This window comes from Microbispora bryophytorum (assembly GCF_043197435.1).
Lineage (GTDB): Bacteria > Actinomycetota > Actinomycetes > Streptosporangiales > Streptosporangiaceae > Microbispora > Microbispora bryophytorum.
In genome coordinates, this window is sequence record NZ_JBICTF010000005.1 from 250567 (window position 1) to 266690 (window position 16124).

Consider the following 16124-nt stretch of genomic DNA (forward strand, 5'->3'; position numbering starts at 1 on the left):
GTGATCCATAGGAAGTTTCGGCACTGTCACAGTGCCGAGCGCCCCTGGGTAACGTGAGGCCGTGCCTCTCGAACTCCCGATGGCCGTGCCGGGCCCGTTGCGGTGGCTGGTCAGCGAGATCACCTCCATAAGGGCCTGCGCGCCGTATGAGCGGACGCCGCTCGTCCACGTTCCCGACGCCGACACCTCGCTGATCTTCCGGACGACATGGGCGCGGCGCAGCGCTTTGCTGGTGGCCGGGCCGCGCACCCGCGCCTCCTACCATGCGGGCAAGGACTTGCCGGTCTGCCTCAGGTTCAGGCTGTGCCCAGGCGCCGCCCGGCTCCTGCTCGGAGTCCCGATGACCGAGCTGGTCGACCGGGTCGTCGACCTGGAGGAGTTGTGGGATGGCGCAGCGGGGCTGACCGCCGAGCCGGCCCGGCCGGGAGACGACGTGAGGCGCGTCCTGCAGCGTCTTCAGGCGGCGTTGCCGGCCCGGATCACCGGCCGGTCCAGTGCGGACCTGGCCCGCGGCGAGCTGGTGCGCGCCACCGCGCAAGCCCTGCGCGACCAGGCGGGGCAGCAGCGCGAGCCCATCGCCGTCATCGCCCGGCGGCTGGCCGTCAGTCAGTGAGCGTCATCTGCGTGATCTGGTCCGCGACGGCATCGGCGTGCCGCCCAAGCGCTTCGAGCGCATCGAACGCGTGCGCCGGGTGCTTGCCGGCGGCAGGGCCCACACCGCGCGCTGGGCGCAGCTCGCCGCCACCGCCGGTTTCTACGACCAGTCCCACATGGCCGCCGAGTTCCGCACCCTGATGGGCGTGACTCCGGCCGCCTTCTTCGCGGGCCGTCTCCCCTCCCTGCAGCACTGCTGACCGGCGATTCCGCACAGGGTCCCCGCAGGGCGGGCAGGCTCACGACCGGTTCGGCTCGGCCCCGGGAGCGCCCCCGAGAGCGGCGGCGAGGTCGTCCAGGTGCGCGGCCACCGGGCCGAGTGCCAGCACGCCGCTGCCCGCCCCGGCCAGCTCCCCGGCCGCGGGCAGCAGCGCGGCGTGGGCGCGTTCCATCGTCGTGCGGTCCCCGAGGGTGAGGGCCGCCCGGGCGGCGAGGCACCACAGGGCCTCCGTCAGCAGGTCGCGCGGCGGTTCCGGGAGCGCGCGCAGCGCTGCGGCCGCCTCGGCGCGGCGGCCGCGCGCCAGCAGCACCACGGGCCGGGCCCACGGCGCGTACGGCCCCCAATCGGCAGGTTCGACGTCGGGCGGGTGCTGCCCGTGCCGCAGGCGCAGGCACAGCAACGCGAGCGGCAGCAGGCCGTGCTCCATCCCGGGCATGCCGGCGCCGTCCAGCCGGGCGGCGGCGTCGCGGTAGGCGGCCTCGGCCTCCTCCGCCGTCGCCCGGCCGGTCGCGTCGAGGCGCAGCGCCCGATACCACGCGGTGAACACGCCAACGAGGGGCCGCTCGTGCCGTACGGCCAGGCGCTCGGCGGCGGCGGCGTGGGCGTCGGCGGACGTGAAGTCCGCGAGCGCCGACCTGGCCTGCATCCGGATGAGATGCCCGAGCACCTCGAAGGTGACCAGGCCGTGCCGGGCGGACAGATCCACCAGTTCGGCGCCGATCTCGTCGCGGCGGGCGGCCAGGCCCGTGCGCTCGAAGGTCTGCATGAACAGGCCGCTCAGCGCGAACGCCAGCAGCGCGGGGTCATTCAGGCGGCGGGCGATCTCCTCGGCCTGCCGCGCCGCCCGCGGCCCGTCGCCGGAGCGGTCGCCGCGCGACTCCAGCGCGATCGTGGCCAGCAGGCGGGCCCGGGCCGCCTCGTGATCGGAGGGCAGCGTGCCCAGCGTGGCCAGGGCGGCCAGGGCGGCCAGGGCGGCCAGCGTGCGGCCGGCCGCCGCGACGATGCGCGCCGCCTGCCCGGGGTCGTCGGACCGAGTCCAGATGGCCGGGACGTCGAAGGCGCCGATCACCCTGGCGGTCAGCTCCGCGTCGCCGAGCTCCTCCGCCGCCTCGACGGCGGCCATACGGTGCTCGCGCGCCGCCCGCAGGCCGCCGCCCCCGGTCACGGCGAGGTCGCGCAGCAGCCCTGCGGTCGACTCAAGGCGGGCCCGCGCCCCGGGGGCGACCGTGCGGTCGTACGCGGCGGTCGCCTCGGCCCACACCCGTTCGGCCGTGCCGCGCGCCGAGGAGCCGAGGTGGGAGGATTCGAGGTGATCGGCCTGGCGCAGGATGTCGGTCTCCAGGCGGCGCAGCCCCGGGCCCGGGTCCACTCCCAGCTCGTCCACCAGCAGTGCCCGCGCCCGGCGCAGCACGGCGAGCGCGTCGCCCTGCCGCCCGCTGCGGTACAGCGCGAGCGCGAGCAGCCGCCAGGCCTCCTCCCGCCAGGGGTGCCCGGCCGCGTGCGCGTCCAGGTCGGCCACCGCTTCGGCCGCCCGGCCCAGGGCCAGTCGCATCCGGGCGTGACGCTCGACCGCGTGCAACCGGAGCTCGGCCAGGCGGGAGCGCTCGGCGCGGGCCCAGTCCTGGTCGGCGAACTCCGCGTAGGCGGGGCCGCGCCACCACCCCAGCGCCTGCTCCAGCCGGCCGAGCCCGTCTTCGGGGGACAGATCCGCGGCCACCGCCTGCTCGAAGCGCCAGGCGTCCACCGCGTCGGCGCCGGCCCGCAGGGCGTACCCCGGTCCCTCGGTGACCAGCAGCCGTGCGGGGGTGCGGGGCGGCCGGTCGGGTTCCAGCGCGCGGCGCAGCGCCGCCACGAACGTCCGCACGGCCCCGACCGCGCCCGCCGGCGGTTCGTCCCACAGGTCGTCGACCAGGCGGGTGACCGGGACGACGCGGCCGCGGGCGACGATCAGCCGGGCCAGCACCGCCCGGTGCCGGGGCCCCTTCAGGGCGATCGCGCAGCCGGCGCCGTCCCAGGCCGTCACCGGCCCCAGCACTCCGAACGCGATCCCCACCTGCGGCCCCCTCCAGGTCACAACACCTGTCACGGCACCTGTCACGGTAGCGCGCTGACCGGATGCTCATTCGGGCCCGGCAGCCTGGGGGCATCTGATCCCGCACAGAAAGGGGGGCGCGTGATGGCGCCTGTCCTTCCCGGTTTCGACTACCTTCGCGTGCCGGTCGCCGACGGTGTGTCGCTGAACGCGGCCGTCGCCGGGGCGGGGAGCCCGATCGTGCTGCTGCACGGCTTCCCCCAGACCCACCTGATGTGGCGGCACGTCGCCGCCGACCTGGCCGCCGGCCACACCGTGATCTGTCCCGACCTGCGCGGGTACGGCGCCAGCGACAAACCGGCCGAGGCCGGTCGCGAGACCTATTCCAAGCGCACGATGGCCGCCGACGTCGTCGCCCTGGCGCGGGCGCTGGGACACGAGCGGTTCGCGCTGGCCGGGCACGACCGCGGCGCGCTGGTCGCCTTCCGCGCCGGGCTCGACCACCCGGCCTCGATCAGCCACCTGGCGTGCCTCGACGTGCTGCCCACGCTGGACATGTGGGAGGTGATGCACGGCGCGGGCGCCGCCGTCGGATTCCACCTGTACCTGATGGCCCAGCCGCCCGGCCTGCCCGAGCGGATGATCGGCGCGAGCGCGGACGCCTTCTTCGGCCACTTCCTCGACGTCTGGACCCTCGACCGCGCGGCGATCCCCGCCGGCGTACGCGCCGCCTATCTGGACGCCTGCCGTACGGCGGTGCCCTCGATCGTGGCGGACTACCGCGCGTCGGCGGGGATCGACGCCGATCACGACCGGACGGACCGGGAGGCGGGAAACCGGCTGCGGATGCCGGTGACCGTGCTCCAGCAGGACTGGGGGGCCGCCCTCGGGTACGACGCGGAGGCGCTGTGGGGCGCCTGGGCCCCCGACCTGGTGCACACGACGGTCAAATGCGGGCACTTCATGGCCGAGGAGGACCCGGCCGGCGTCGCCGGAGCTCTGCGCGCCCTCCTCACCCGCTGATCGGCGGCGCGGGTACGCCCGCGCCGCCGGTCCGGCGAGGGTCAGCAGGCGACGTCGGCGGGCGGGAGCGTCCCGGTGACGAGGAAGGCGTCGACCTGGCCGTTGAGGCAGGCGTCGCCGAAGGCGGGGTAGGGCGCGTGGGTGTGCGCGTCGATGGTGACCATGCGCGAGCCCCGGATGCCCGCCGCCACGGCGCGGCCGTTGGCCACCGGCGCGGCCACGTCCCGCAGCGCGGCGGTCACCAGGACCCCGGGCGCCCGGCCGGCCGGCAGCCGCACCGGCTGGTCCGCGATTCTGGGCCAGAAGGCGCACGGCGTGATGTTGGCGTTGGCGGGGCCGAACAGCGGATAGCGCGCGCTGTAGGAGGCGAGGTCACGCTGGTAGTCGCGGAGATCACGCGGCCAGGGGCCGTCCCCGCACCGGTAGGCCATGTTGGTCGCCGTGTGGTTGTCGGCCGGGACGCCGGGCACCCCCGGGGGCGGCAGCGGGCGGACGGGGAACGGCACGTAGGGCTCCCGCCCGGCGGCGACGTCGGCGAACGCCGCGGCGACCAGCCCGAAGGTGCGCTCGTCGTAGATGCCCGCAACGAGCAACGTCCCCAGCTCGCCCGACGTCCAGGCGTGACCCGCGACGACGATCGGGGCTGATCCGGCGCGCCGGATCAGCCCCGCGACGGCGTCGGTGACCTCCCGCGCCGTGCCGCCGAGGCCGTACTCGGCGTCGCGCTCGGCCGTCCAGGCGGCGAAGGCGCCCGTCCCTGCCTCGAACGCCGGAGTGCGGTCCAGCTCGTACGGCCGCCACGCGATGTCCGGGTTGACGGGGCTGTCCAGCACGAACCTGTCCACCCTGCCGGGGAACAGGGCGGCGTAGACCGCCCCGAGCATCCCCGCGTACGACCCGCCGAGGTAGGAGATCTTCTCCTCGCCGAGCGCGGCCCGGATGACGTCCATGTCCCTGGCGGCGTTCGCCGTGGTGGCGTGCGGCAGGGCCCACCCGGCGGCGCGCACGCAGTCACGCGCGTACGCGCGGGCCTCGGCCGCGTCGGCGGGGAGGCTTCCGAGGCCGGCGGTGCGCACCCGGTAGCCGCCGGGCTCCTCCACGGCCTGGCCGCAGCCGATGGGCGTGCTCCGCTCGACGAACCGGATGTCGAAACCGACCAGGTCGTAGCGCGCCCGCACCTCGGGGGACAGCAGGGATGCCAGGCTCGACGGCAGCGGCACGCCCGGCCCGCCGGGGCCGCCTCCGGTGGTGAGCAGCACGCCGCGGCGCCGCGCCGGGTCGGTCGCGGGCAGCCGCGAGATCGCGATCGTGATCGTCCGGCCGCGGGGACGGCGGTGGTCGAGCGGCACGGTGACCTCCGCGCAGCGCAGGGCGGGGTCGTCGACCCCGGCGCAGTCGCCCCAGCGCAGGGGCCGCGTCGGATGCCGGCGCGGATCCCGCTGTGGGTCCTGCTGTGGGTCCTGCTGTGGATCTTGAATGGAGTCCTGGGGGGACTCCTCCGGGCGATTCTGCTGTGGGTTCCGGCCCGGGGACAGGGCCGACGCGCCCGCCGGTGCTTCCACCGCCGGCGCCGGGAGCGCCGGCGAGAGCAGCACGATCGATGCCGCGACGGCCACGATCCGCGCCGCGCCTGCCCAGTACGTCATGCCGCACACACTGATCAACGGCAGCCGCGCGCGCCACCGGCCGGCCTCCGTGCGCCGCCCGGCGGGGGAGCACGCGCTGCTCCAGGGCGCGGCCCCCACGACCGCGCGTGAAACTTTCCCGGCCTGCCCTCGCTTGATGCGACAGCTTCGACCGGGTTGACAAGGGGCGGATGAACCCAACACCCTTTCACTATTCAAATAGTGAAAGGGTGGTGCCGCTTGATCGAGTTCAACCTGGACCGCGGCTCGGGGGTCTCGACATACCTGCAGCTCGTTCACCAGGTAAAACAGGCGCTCCGGCTCGGTACGCTGCGACCGGGCGACCAGCTGCCGACCGCCCGCGAGGTGGTCGAGAGCCTGGCCATCAACCCCAACACCGTGCTCAAGGCATACCGGGAGCTGGAGCGCGAGGGGCTGGTCGAGGGGCGGCCGGGGATGGGCACCTTCGTCCGGCAGGGCATCGCGGGGGCGACGCTCGCCGAGCACACGCGGCTGCGGCGCGGTCTGGAGGCATGGGTGCGCGAGGCCCGCACGGCCGGGCTGGATCAGGAGGACCTCCGAGCGCTGTTCGCCGTGGTCCTGAGCGACGCCGCGAAGGAGGGCGTGGCATGAGACCGGCGATGGAGGCGACCGGGCTGGGGGTCCGCTACCGCCGCACGTGGGTGTTGCGCGACTGCTCGCTGTCGGTGCCCGCGGGACGCGTGGCGGCGCTCGTCGGGCCCAACGGCGCGGGCAAGACGACGTTGATGCACGCGGCCGTCGGCTTGCTGAAGCCCGCGCTGGGAAGCGTCCGCGTGGCCGGCGAGGTGGCATTCGTGGCACAGGACAAGCCGCTGTACGAAAGCTTCACCGTCGCGCAGATGCTCACCTTCGGCCGTCGCATGAACACCCGCTGGGACGCCGCCGTCGCCGCCGACCGGCTGGCCGGGCTGGGTATTGCGCTGGAGCGGAAGGTGAGCGGGCTGTCGGGCGGGCAGCAGGCGCAGGTGGCGGTCACGCTGGCGCTGGCCAGCCGGCCCGATCTGCTCGTGCTGGACGAACCGCTGGCCAACCTCGACCCCCTCGCGCGTCACGACGTGATGCGCTCGATCATGGCGGAGGTGGCCGGGCGGGAGCTGACCGTGCTGCTGTCCTCGCACGTCGTCTCCGACCTGGAGGAGACATGCGACTGGCTGGTGGTGCTGAACGGGGGCCGGCTGCAGGTCAGCGGTGACATCGAGGAACTGCTCGACGGGCATCTCGTGCTCACCGGGCCGGACGGGGTGCCGGCGGCGGGGACGCGGGTGGTGAGCGCGAGCCGTACCGGCAGGCAGGTCAGCATGCTGGTCAGGGGCGCGCCCCCGCTCGATCCGCGCTGGCGGGCGCGGCGCCCCGGGCTGGAGGAGCTCGTCATGGGCTACCTGCGCAGCCCCGAGTCGGCGGTGCTGCCGCATCTGGCGGGGGTGGACGCGTGATCTGGGTGACGTGGCGCCAGCACCGGCCGCAGATCTTCGTGACAGCGGCCTTCCTGGCGCTGCTGGGGGTGCTGCTGCTGGGGTCGGCGGTGGAGGCGAGCTGGTACGTGAGCGCACACGCCCGGCCCGGCTGCCCGGAGCCCGCCCTGTCGTGCGGCGACCTGGCGGCGGCGCTGGCGCGGCGCTACGACGCGGTCTACTCGGTGTTCGGCTGGATGCCGCTGGTGGCGCCGGCGTTGATCGGGGCGTTCTGGGGTGCGCCGCTGCTCGGCCGCGAGTACGAGCGCGGCACCCACCGCCTGGCCTGGACCCAGGCCGTGCCCGTGTGGCGGTGGCTGGCGGTCAAGCTGTCGGTCCTGGGCGGGGCGGTCGTGGCGGGTGGGCTGCTGCTGTCGCTCATGGTGAGCCTGTGGCGTCCGGTGTTCAGGTCGGGGGGCGACTCCACGTTCGGCAACATCGGCGTGTTCAACATGGTCGGGGTGGAGCCGGCGGCGTGGTGGTTGTACGCGTTCGCACTGGGCACCGCGGCGGGCGCCCTGTTCCGGCGTACGCTGCCCGCGATGGCGCTGGTCGTGATCGGGGTGACGGTGACGATGTTCACCCTGTTCCGGCTGAGCGACCACTACGCCGAGCCGGCCCGCATCGAGCTGTCCGGCACTGTGGTGCTGGACGACCGCGACGCCCGGCTGGTGAGAGCCGCCTGGGTGGAGCCGTCCGGGAGGGAGATCGCCGAGCCGTCGGACAGCGGCTGCGCACACCGCGTGGACGTGGGGCAGAGCAGCAAGAACGCGGAGGCGTGGCAGGCGTGCCTGTTCGGCAAGGGCTACCGGTACGCGGTGTACTACCAGCCGCCGTCCAGGTTCTGGCGCTTCCAGTGGACCGAGGCGGGGATCCTGGCGCTCGCGTCGGCGGCCCTCGGCGGCCTGGCCGTGCGCCGCACTCTCCGCCGCCCCGGCTGACAGGCGAGGTCCGTCCGATCACCCGGCGGGAGTGAAGCGGGACAGGTCGTAGATGCCGAGCGCCTTCTCGATGTCGGCGACCTGGCCGACCACGCCTTCGAAGCCGCGCGGCCCGAAACGCCGGTGCTCTTCGTCGCGCCGGTGGTGGGAGCGCCGGAGGTGACCGGCCCGGCCCGCCGAGGTCAGGACCGGTCGGCGGGCTGGAACAGCTCGACGAGATTGCCGGCGGGGTCGGGGAGCAGGATCTGCCGGCCGCCGGGGCCGGTGACCACCTCGCCGTGGAAGGACAGTCCCGCGGCGTGGAGCCGGTCGATCTCGGCGTCCAGATCGTCAACGACCAGCAGGATGCGGTTGCGGCCCGCGCCGGCGGCCTCGGGGGGTGTGGCGCGGGCGCCGGAGCTGGCGGGCCCGGACAGCAACAGCCGCAGCGGCCCGCGCACCACGTCGGCGAAGGCGGGTCCGGCGCCGCTGTTCAGGGTGAAGCCGAGATGGGTGGTGTAGAAGCCGACGGCCGCCCGGACGTCGTCGACGAGGTAGCGGACGCTGGCGTAGTGGCCGGTCACGGTCATGAGTGAGCCTCCGGAGTATGAGCCAGGACGGGCAGTAGGTAACGGATGCGCGTGTCGATGTCGGCCGCCGCTCGGACGAGCGCGGCATGGACGTCCTGCTCCGACCGGCCCGCCGCAGCCGGATCGGGGGTGCTCCAGTGGATCCGCCGAACGTGGTCGCCGAACTCGGGGCAGACTTCGCGGACCTTGTCGCACAGCGTGATGACGTGATCGAACCTGTGGCCGCGCAGCGTGTCCAGGTGGCGGGGCCGCCGGTCGGCGATGTCGATGCCGTACTGCTCGCGCAGCACGCGTACGGCGTGCGGGTGCATCCGAGCCGCGGGCCGGCTGCCGGCGCTGGTCACGGTCACGCGACCGGCGGTGTGATGGCGCAGTAGGGCTTCGGCGATCGGTGAGCGGGCGCTGTTTCCCGTGCAGGCGAACAGCACCGAGAGGCGGGGCCACCGCGACGGCGGCTCCGGCGGCTCCGAAACGCCCCGCAGGTCGGGATGCAGGGCCGGATGCAGGGCCGGATGGAGGGCGGCCCCGGCGCCGGCCAGGGCCTGCGCGCAGCGGTCCAGGTCGAGCCGGTAATAGCTGTCGCGGCCGTCGCGGCTGCTGCGGGTCGCGGTGACCAGGCCGCCGTCGCGCAGCAGCCGCAGATGATAGGAGACCAGATTCTGCGGCGCCTCGACCAGCGTCATCAGCTCACGGACCCGCAGGTCGCCTGCGGCGAGCTCGGTCAGCAGCCGCCAGCGCAGCGCGTGGCCGGCCAGCCGCACGAACGCCGGAGGGGCTTGATCGGACGACGCCATGAGCCGGACAATACATCAAACCGATTTGATGAAACAGCGTTTGATGGAACACTGCCGACGAGGCGGATTCCCGGCCTCGTGGCGGTGAGCCTGACGGCTCGAAGTGGAGGAGTGATCGTGGGGGAGAGCGTCGCAGTGGGGTCGATTCGTGAACTGTTGCGGGGGCTTGCGGTCTTCGACACGGAACTTCCGGGGTTCGACGCCGACGCCGCGCCGTCCGACCCGGTCGCCCTGTTCGTGGAGTGGCTGACCTCGGCGGTCGAGGCCGGGGTGCGTGAACCGCATGCGATGTCGCTGGCGACCGCCGACAGCCGCGGACGGCCGTCCTCCCGCGTGCTGATCTGCAAGGATCTCGCGGCGGACGGCACCTGGTATTTCGCGACGGGCGCGGGCAGCCGCAAGGGACGGGAGCTGGCCGCCACTCCGTACGCCGCTCTGTGCTTCCACTGGCCCGAGCAGGGCCGTCAGATCCGGGTGCGCGGCACGGCCGTCCCGGAGGACGCCGAGCGCGGCGCCGCCGACTTCCTCGCCCGTTCCCCCGGCGCGCGTGCCGACGCGCTGACCGGCCGCCAGTCCCAGGTCCTTGACCACCCGGCCGACCTCGACGCCGCCCTCCGCGCGGCCCACGCCAGGATCGAGGCCGACCCCGGGGTGGTCGCGCCGGAATGGACCGTGTACGGCGTGCACGCCGAAGAAGTCGAGTTCTGGCAGGCCGATCGCGACCGCCGGCACACCCGCCTTCGGTACACGCGCGTGGAGACCTCCTGGGCGCGGCGCCGCCTGTGGCCCTGAGACAAACCACCGTGAGCGGACATCAATGGAGGTCGCCATGGGCACACCGGCCCGGGCAGGGGAGGGGCCGCTGGAGCGCCGGCTGGGCCTGACCGACGCCGTGGTCATCGGGCTGGGCTCGATGATCGGCGCGGGGATCTTCGCCGCGCTGGCGCCGGCGGCGAAAGCGGCCGGGTCCGGGCTGCTGCTCGGGCTGGCCGCCGCGGCGGTGGTCGCCTACTGCAACGCGACCTCCTCGGCCCGGCTGGCCGCGCGCTACCCCGCCTCCGGCGGCACCTACGTGTACGGCCGGGAGCGACTGGGGGAGTTCTGGGGCTACCTGGCGGGGTGGGCGTTCGTGGTCGGCAAGATCGCCTCGTGCGCGGCGATGGCGCTGACCGTCGGCTCCTACGTGTGGCCGGAGCAGGCCCACGCGGTGGCGGCGGCGGCCGTGGTGGCGCTGACCGCGGTCAACTACGTGGGAATCCACAAGAGCGCCTGGCTCACCCGGGTCATCGTCGGGGTGGTCCTCGCGGTGCTGGCCGCCGTGGTGGTCGCCGGTCTGACCTCCGGCGCCGCGGACCCGGCACGGCTGGACGTCGGCTCCGACGCCACCGCAGGAGGGGTGCTGCAGGCGGCGGGTCTGTTGTTCTTCGCCTTCGCCGGTTACGCCCGCATCGCCACCCTCGGCGAGGAGGTGCGCGACCCGGCGCGGACCATCCCCCGCGCGATTCCGCTCGCACTCGGGCTCACCCTGGTCGTCTACGCGGCGGTCGCGGTGTCCGCGCTCGCCGTGCTGGGCAGTGCGGCGCTGGGTGACGGAGGACTGGGTGACGCGGTCGCACCCCTGGCCGCCGTCGTGCGGGAGGCCGGGCATCCCGGCCTGGCCCCGGTCGTACGGGCGGGCGCCGCGGTCGCCGCGACCGGGTCGCTGCTCGCGCTGATCCTCGGGGTGTCCCGCACCACGCTGGCCATGGCCCGCGACCGGCACCTGCCCCACGCGCTCGCCGCCGTGCATCCGCGCTTCAAGGTGCCCCACCGCGCCGAGCTGGCCGTCGGCGCGGTCGTGGCGATCCTGGCCGCGACCGCGGACCTGCGCGGCGCGATCGGGTTCTCCTCCTTCGGCGTGCTGGTCTACTACGCCCTCGCCAACGCCGGCGCGTGGACCCTCGGCCCCCATGAGGGACGGCCGCCGCTTGCCGTGCCCGCCGTCGGTCTGGCCGGGTGCCTGGTCCTGGCCTTCTCCCTGCCGCTGTCGTCGGTGGTCTCCGGGGCCGCCGTACTGGCGGCCGGCGCCGCCGTCTACGTCCTGCGCCGGGCCGTCACCTGACGAGCGGCGCTTGAGACTCGCGGGCCGTTACCATGAGCGGATGCGACCCGAAGCCTCAAGTCAGGTGAACCGCAGGGCGCTACGCCCGGTCGATCTGGCGCGGGAGGCGGGGGTCTCCACCCAGCAGATCCGCAACTATGCCGACGCGGGAATCCTCCCGCCCGCCGAGCGGACGGCCGCCGGCTACCGCAGGTTCGACACGCGGCACCGCGAGGCCCTGCTCGCCTACCGGGCGCTGGCCAAGGGGTACGGGTGGGAGGCCGCCCGTTCGATCATGCTGGCCGTGCACGACGGCGACCTCATGGGCGCGCTCGCCCTCGTGGACGCCTGCCATGCCGCGCTGCATCAGCAGCGGCTCGCCCTGCGGGCGACGGGGGAGGCGCTCGAAGCGGTCGCCGGGCAGGATCCCGGTGGCCCGGCCGCGCCGCAGTCGGCTCTGCGGATCGGGGAGGTGGCCGCCCTCCTCGGCGTACGCACCTCGGCGTTGCGGGTGTGGGAGGCCTCCGGGCTGCTGACGCCGCAGCGCGAGCCCGGCACCGGCTACCGGTGGTACGGCCCGGCCGAGGTCCGCGACGCCCGGATGATCCACATGCTCCGCCAGGGGCGATATCCGCTCGCGCGGATCGGGGACGTGCTCGACGGCCTGCGCCGCACCGGCAGCACCGAGGCGCTGCGCGCCGCCCTGTCCGAGCGCGGCGCCGCCCTCGCCTCCACGGCCGTCGCGATGCTCGAAGGATCGGCCCGCCTGCACGACTATGTCGCCGGCGCACGCCGACAGGCCTGATTCGTTGATCCTTATGGCCTCTTAACAACTAGGCTCCTAAAGTACTAGGAACCTAGTTGAATAGGGGTTGCGATGATCGAGTTCTACCTGGACGGCCGGTCCGGTCTCTCGCCGTACCTGCAGCTCGTCCAGCAGGTGCGGCATGCGCTGCGGCTGGGCCTGCTGGATGAAGGCGATCAGCTTCCGACCGTCAAGGACGTGGTGGCGCGGCTGGCGATCAACCCGAACACGGTGCTCAAGGCCTATCGGGAGCTCGAACACGAGGGGCTGGTGGCCGCGCGGCCGGGGGTCGGGACGTTCGTGACCAGGACGCTGACGGACGCCTCACTGGCCGCGCACGGCCGGCTGCGGCAGGACCTGCGCCGATGGCTGACCAAGGCCCGCCTGGCCGGCCTCGACGACGAGAGCATCGAGGCGCTGTTCATGACCACCTTCCGGACCGCCTCTCAGGAGGGCATCGCGTGAGCCCCGTCTTACAGGCCCGGGACCTGGCCAAGAAGTACGGCAAGTGGTGGGCGCTGCGCGACTGCACCATCGACATCCCGGCCGGCCACGTCGTCGGGCTGGTGGGCCCCAACGGCGCGGGCAAGACCACCCTGCTCAAGCTGGCCGCCGGCCAGCTGACGCCGACCTCGGGAACCATCACGGTGCTCGGCGGCCGTCCTGTGGGGGACCCGGCGCAGCTGGCCAGGATCGGATTCGTCGCCCAGGACACTCCGGTCTACGCGGGGCTGAGCGTCGCCGACCATCTGCGCCTGGGCGGCCGGCTCAATCCCGGCTGGGACGCGACGCTCGCGCGAGAACGCGTCGAACGGCTCGGTCTCGATCCCCGGCACCGGGCGGGGAAGCTGTCGGGCGGGCAGCGCGCCCAGCTCGCGCTCACCCTGGGCCTGGCCAAACGGCCCGAGCTGCTGATCCTGGACGAGCCGGTCGCCGCGCTCGACCCGCTGGCCCGGCGCGAGTTCCTGCAGGGCCTGATGGAGGCCGTCGCCGAGCACGAGCTCAGCGTGGTGCTCTCCTCCCACCTGGTCTCCGACCTGGAGCGGACCTGCGACTACCTGATCGTGCTGGTCGGCTCGCACGTGCGGGTGGCGGGGGAGGTCGAGGAACTGCTGGCCACCCACCACCGGCTCACCGGCCCGCGCCGCGACCCCGACCGCCTGCCCGCCGATCAGCATGTCGTCTCCGCCAGCCACACCGACCGGCAGAGCACGCTCATCGTCCGCACCGACGCCCCGATCCATGACCCCGCCTGGCGCGTCAGCCAGGTCACCCTGGAAGACCTCGTCCTGGCCTACATGGAGGCACCCGCCCCCACGCACCTGCGACCGGCCCTGGAGGTGCAGCGATGATCTGGCTGACCTGGCGCCAGTTCCGTGTCGCGGCCGGGGCGACGGCCGCCGCGCTCGTCGTGCTCGCCGTCGCCCTGGCGCTGACCGGGCCGGGACTGGCCTCCGGCTACTCCGCCGGGATCACCGCCTGCACCAGGGACGGCGGCTGCCCGCGCTTCTTCGACCGGTTCTTCGACGACTACCAGACACCGTTCCTGGCCGTGACCGTCGTCGTGCTGATCCTGCCGGCCCTGCTCGGTCTCTTCTGGGGGGCGCCGCTGGTCAGCCGCGAACTGGAGGCCGGCACGCACCTGCTGGTGTGGAGCCAGAGCATCACCCGCGCCCGCTGGCTGGCCGTCAAGCTCACGGTCGTCGGCGGGGCCGCCGTGGCCGCCGCCGGAGTGAGCAGTCTCGCGGTGACCTGGTGGTCGGCCCCTCTGGACAAGTCCGCCGCGCCGGGCTTCACGCTCATGGATCCCCTGGTGTTCGGCGCGCGTGGCATCGTCCCCATGGCCTACGCGGCGTTCGCGTTCGTGCTCGGCGTGACCACGGGGCTGATCGTCAGGCGCACCCTGCCCGCCATGGCCCTCACCCTGGCCGTCTTCGCGGCGGTCCAGATCGTCATGCCGTTGACGGTCCGCCCCCACCTTCTCCCTCCGGTCACCTCATCCTTCGCGCTCGGACCGGAGAACGTGGACGCGTTCAACAAGTCCAGCGACGAGGAGTTTCCGCAGGTGATCCTGGATTGGGCGATACCCGGGCACACGGGCGCCTGGGTGCTGTCCAGCCGCCTCACCGATCCGTCCGGACGCGTGGCCGGCGGCGACGGCGCCCCCGTCACCGTTCGCGTGTCCATGACGTCCGGACCGTGCGCGCCGTCCCAGCAGGCCCAGCAGGCACAGGATCCGGGCCGGGGCTTCGACGCCTGCATCGCCGAGATCAACCGGCTGGGCTATCGGCAACGGGCGACCTACCAGCCGTTCGAGCGTTTCTGGCCGTTCCAGTGGATCGAGACCGGGATCTACGTTCTCCTCACCGCCGGCCTCGCCGGTCTCTGTTTCCGGTGGATCCGCGGGCGCCTGTCATGACCGCCAAGTCTGTGACGGCCGGGCTCGTGCTCTTCCTGGCGGCGGCCTGCACCGCGACACCGCCGCGGACCCAGCCCGCCGCGACGACCACCGGCGGATCGCCCGTCTGCGCCGAACCCCAGGGAAATCCCCCGCCGGAGACGCCCACCACGATCGACGTCGTCGAGCAGGCGTACTTCTGCATCCTCGCCAACTACTACGGCAGGGCCACGCTGGACACCCGCGCACTGCTGACCGCGGGATTCGCCGCCTTCACCCGGGAGCTCAACCGCGGCGGACGCGACCTGCCCGAGGCGACGATGCCGGCGTTGACCGGTGACCAGCACGCCGACTGGGCCGCGTTCGAGGCGGCGTGGCGGCGCGTCGCCGGCCGGCTGCCGGACGACGCCGGCCTCCAGAGCAGGCTGGCCGCCGCCACCCTGCAGGCCGTCGTGACCGGCCTGGGTGACGACCACGCCCGCTGGGCGCACGGCGCCAAGCGGCCACCGGACTCCTATGACGGCGACCAGTACGGCCTGGGCCTGCGCGCCAACGTCGGCCCCCAGGTGAGCGCCGACCCGGGGACCGCCCTGCCCCCGCTGTTCGTCACCGCCGTGCTGGGCGGATCGGCGAAGGAGGCCGGGCTGCGCCCCGGCGACGTCATCGAGTCGATCAACGGATCGGCGCCCTTCGTTGACGGAGCGGTCACCCCGGCCGCCGTCGCCGCGCTGTACCCGCGATATCCCGAAGCCAGAGCGGTCCGGCTCCAGATCCTGCGTCAGGAAACCGGCCGGCGCCGGACCGTGACGCTGAAGCCGGGGCTGTTCCAGCCCGATCCGGCCACCCTGCAGGTGGTGACGACGAAGCTGCTGCGCGACGGCATCGCCTACGTCCGGCTGAGCGGCTTCGCACCCGACGTCGCGAACCGGACCCTCAGGGCGATCTCCAGGATGAGGACCGGCCACACGCTCACCGGCCTCGTGCTCGACCTGCGCGGCAACGGCGGCGGCAGCCCCGACGAGGCGAACCGGCTGCTGGGCGCGTTCGCCCACGGCAAGGTCACCGCGTACCAGTGCACGGCTTCCTTGAGCACCGGGGACGGCGCGTGCGACCCCATGCGCACCGACGACAGCGTGCCGTTGCTCGGCCTGCCGCTGGTGGTGCTCATCGACCGCGGCTGCGCCTCGGCCTGCGAGCACTTCAGCTCCGCCGTCAAGGACCTGCGTCTCGGGCAGCTGGTCGGAACGCGGACCGCGGGCGCCGTCTCTGGCCCTGCGCGGCCGTATCTCCTCGGGGACAACACCACCCTGACGCTCCCGTCGACGCACCACCTGGCGCCCGGCCGCGAGGTGATCGACCGGGTCGGCGTGGCGCCCGACCACCACGTGCCGCTGACCCCGCGGGACGCCGCCGCCGATCGCGACCCCGCCCTCGATAAGGCCCTCAACCTGCTGCACACGTGACCGGCGCGGCGTGAGCACGCCCCGCAC

At 74.0% G+C, this 16124-nt stretch carries 17 protein-coding genes; 13 read left to right on the forward strand and 4 right to left on the reverse strand.

Features of this window, described 5'->3' with window-relative positions; all coding sequences use genetic code 11:
• Positions 1-61 precede the first annotated feature (61 nt).
• Entirely contained in the window at positions 62-613 is a 552-nt protein-coding gene (locus ACGFIB_RS18555; RefSeq protein ID WP_393373286.1) for a hypothetical protein, read from the forward strand.
• A 37-nt stretch (positions 614-650) separates the two neighbouring features.
• Positions 651-854: an AraC family transcriptional regulator gene (locus ACGFIB_RS18560; RefSeq protein ID WP_393373289.1), complete on the forward strand. Its 204-nt coding sequence runs from the start codon at positions 651-653 to the stop codon at positions 852-854.
• Positions 855-893: 39 nt separating this feature from the next.
• Here the strand turns inward: ACGFIB_RS18560 and ACGFIB_RS18565 are convergent, their stop codons facing one another.
• Positions 894-2960, reverse strand: coding sequence for an AfsR/SARP family transcriptional regulator (locus ACGFIB_RS18565; protein WP_393373292.1), 2067 nt, complete (start codon positions 2958-2960; stop codon positions 894-896).
• Positions 2961-3050: 90 nt separating this feature from the next.
• Here ACGFIB_RS18565 and ACGFIB_RS18570 point away from each other — a divergent pair, with 90 nt between their 5' ends.
• Positions 3051-3929, forward strand: a complete 879-nt coding sequence (locus tag ACGFIB_RS18570) for an alpha/beta fold hydrolase (RefSeq protein ID WP_357266000.1) — start codon at positions 3051-3053, stop codon at positions 3927-3929.
• Positions 3930-3970: 41 nt separating this feature from the next.
• Here the strand turns inward: ACGFIB_RS18570 and ACGFIB_RS18575 are convergent, their stop codons facing one another.
• Positions 3971-5575 carry an alpha/beta fold hydrolase gene (locus ACGFIB_RS18575; protein ID WP_393373295.1) on the reverse strand — a complete coding sequence of 535 codons (1605 nt, stop codon included), beginning with the start codon at positions 5573-5575 and terminating at the stop codon, positions 3971-3973.
• Positions 5576-5794: 219 nt separating this feature from the next.
• Here ACGFIB_RS18575 and ACGFIB_RS18580 point away from each other — a divergent pair, with 219 nt between their 5' ends.
• The 3 genes from ACGFIB_RS18580 to ACGFIB_RS18590 are packed head-to-tail and all read left to right on the forward strand — an operon-like array spanning position 5795 to position 7988.
• Entirely contained in the window at positions 5795-6187 is a 393-nt protein-coding gene (locus ACGFIB_RS18580) for a GntR family transcriptional regulator (RefSeq protein WP_357252238.1), read from the forward strand.
• Positions 6184-7029, forward strand: coding sequence for an ABC transporter ATP-binding protein (locus ACGFIB_RS18585; protein ID WP_393373298.1), 846 nt, complete (start codon positions 6184-6186; stop codon positions 7027-7029). The genes ACGFIB_RS18580 and ACGFIB_RS18585 overlap by 4 nt, the downstream gene beginning before the upstream one ends.
• Positions 7026-7988 carry an ABC transporter permease gene (locus ACGFIB_RS18590; protein ID WP_393373301.1) on the forward strand — a complete coding sequence of 321 codons (963 nt, stop codon included), beginning with the start codon at positions 7026-7028 and terminating at the stop codon, positions 7986-7988. The genes ACGFIB_RS18585 and ACGFIB_RS18590 overlap by 4 nt, the downstream gene beginning before the upstream one ends.
• 182 nt (positions 7989-8170) lie before the next feature.
• On the opposite strand, the gene ACGFIB_RS18595 is transcribed toward ACGFIB_RS18590, so the two are convergent.
• Positions 8171-8557 (reverse strand): VOC family protein, encoded by a 387-nt coding sequence (locus ACGFIB_RS18595; protein WP_357265994.1) that lies wholly within the window; start codon positions 8555-8557, stop codon positions 8171-8173.
• Positions 8554-9351: an arsenate reductase/protein-tyrosine-phosphatase family protein gene (locus ACGFIB_RS18600; protein WP_393373305.1), complete on the reverse strand. Its 798-nt coding sequence runs from the start codon at positions 9349-9351 to the stop codon at positions 8554-8556. Before ACGFIB_RS18600 ends, ACGFIB_RS18595 begins: the two co-directional genes overlap by 4 nt.
• Positions 9352-9468: 117 nt before the next feature.
• Here ACGFIB_RS18600 and ACGFIB_RS18605 point away from each other — a divergent pair, with 117 nt between their 5' ends.
• The 7 genes from ACGFIB_RS18605 (at position 9469) to ACGFIB_RS18635 (ending at position 16097) form a co-directional block, all read left to right on the forward strand.
• The gene (locus tag ACGFIB_RS18605) at positions 9469-10143 is read left to right on the forward strand and encodes a pyridoxine/pyridoxamine 5'-phosphate oxidase (protein WP_393373308.1); all 675 of its coding nucleotides are present in this window, start codon (positions 9469-9471) and stop codon (positions 10141-10143) included.
• A gap of 37 nt (positions 10144-10180) precedes the next feature.
• Positions 10181-11452, forward strand: a complete 1272-nt coding sequence (locus ACGFIB_RS18610) for an APC family permease (RefSeq protein ID WP_393373311.1) — start codon at positions 10181-10183, stop codon at positions 11450-11452.
• Between the two features lie 40 nt (positions 11453-11492).
• Complete coding sequence (locus ACGFIB_RS18615) at positions 11493-12236, forward strand: MerR family transcriptional regulator (RefSeq protein ID WP_357252255.1); 744 nt, start codon at positions 11493-11495, stop codon at positions 12234-12236.
• 72 nt (positions 12237-12308) lie between these two features.
• Positions 12309-12701 carry a GntR family transcriptional regulator gene (locus ACGFIB_RS18620; RefSeq protein ID WP_167748235.1) on the forward strand — a complete coding sequence of 131 codons (393 nt, stop codon included), beginning with the start codon at positions 12309-12311 and terminating at the stop codon, positions 12699-12701.
• Positions 12698-13588, forward strand: coding sequence for an ABC transporter ATP-binding protein (locus ACGFIB_RS18625; RefSeq protein WP_393373314.1), 891 nt, complete (start codon positions 12698-12700; stop codon positions 13586-13588). Before ACGFIB_RS18620 ends, ACGFIB_RS18625 begins: the two co-directional genes overlap by 4 nt.
• Positions 13585-14655 carry an ABC transporter permease gene (locus tag ACGFIB_RS18630; protein ID WP_393373317.1) on the forward strand — a complete coding sequence of 357 codons (1071 nt, stop codon included), beginning with the start codon at positions 13585-13587 and terminating at the stop codon, positions 14653-14655. The genes ACGFIB_RS18625 and ACGFIB_RS18630 overlap by 4 nt, the downstream gene beginning before the upstream one ends.
• Positions 14652-16097 (forward strand): S41 family peptidase, encoded by a 1446-nt coding sequence (locus ACGFIB_RS18635; protein ID WP_393373320.1) that lies wholly within the window; start codon positions 14652-14654, stop codon positions 16095-16097. Before ACGFIB_RS18630 ends, ACGFIB_RS18635 begins: the two co-directional genes overlap by 4 nt.
• Positions 16098-16124 lie beyond the last annotated feature (27 nt).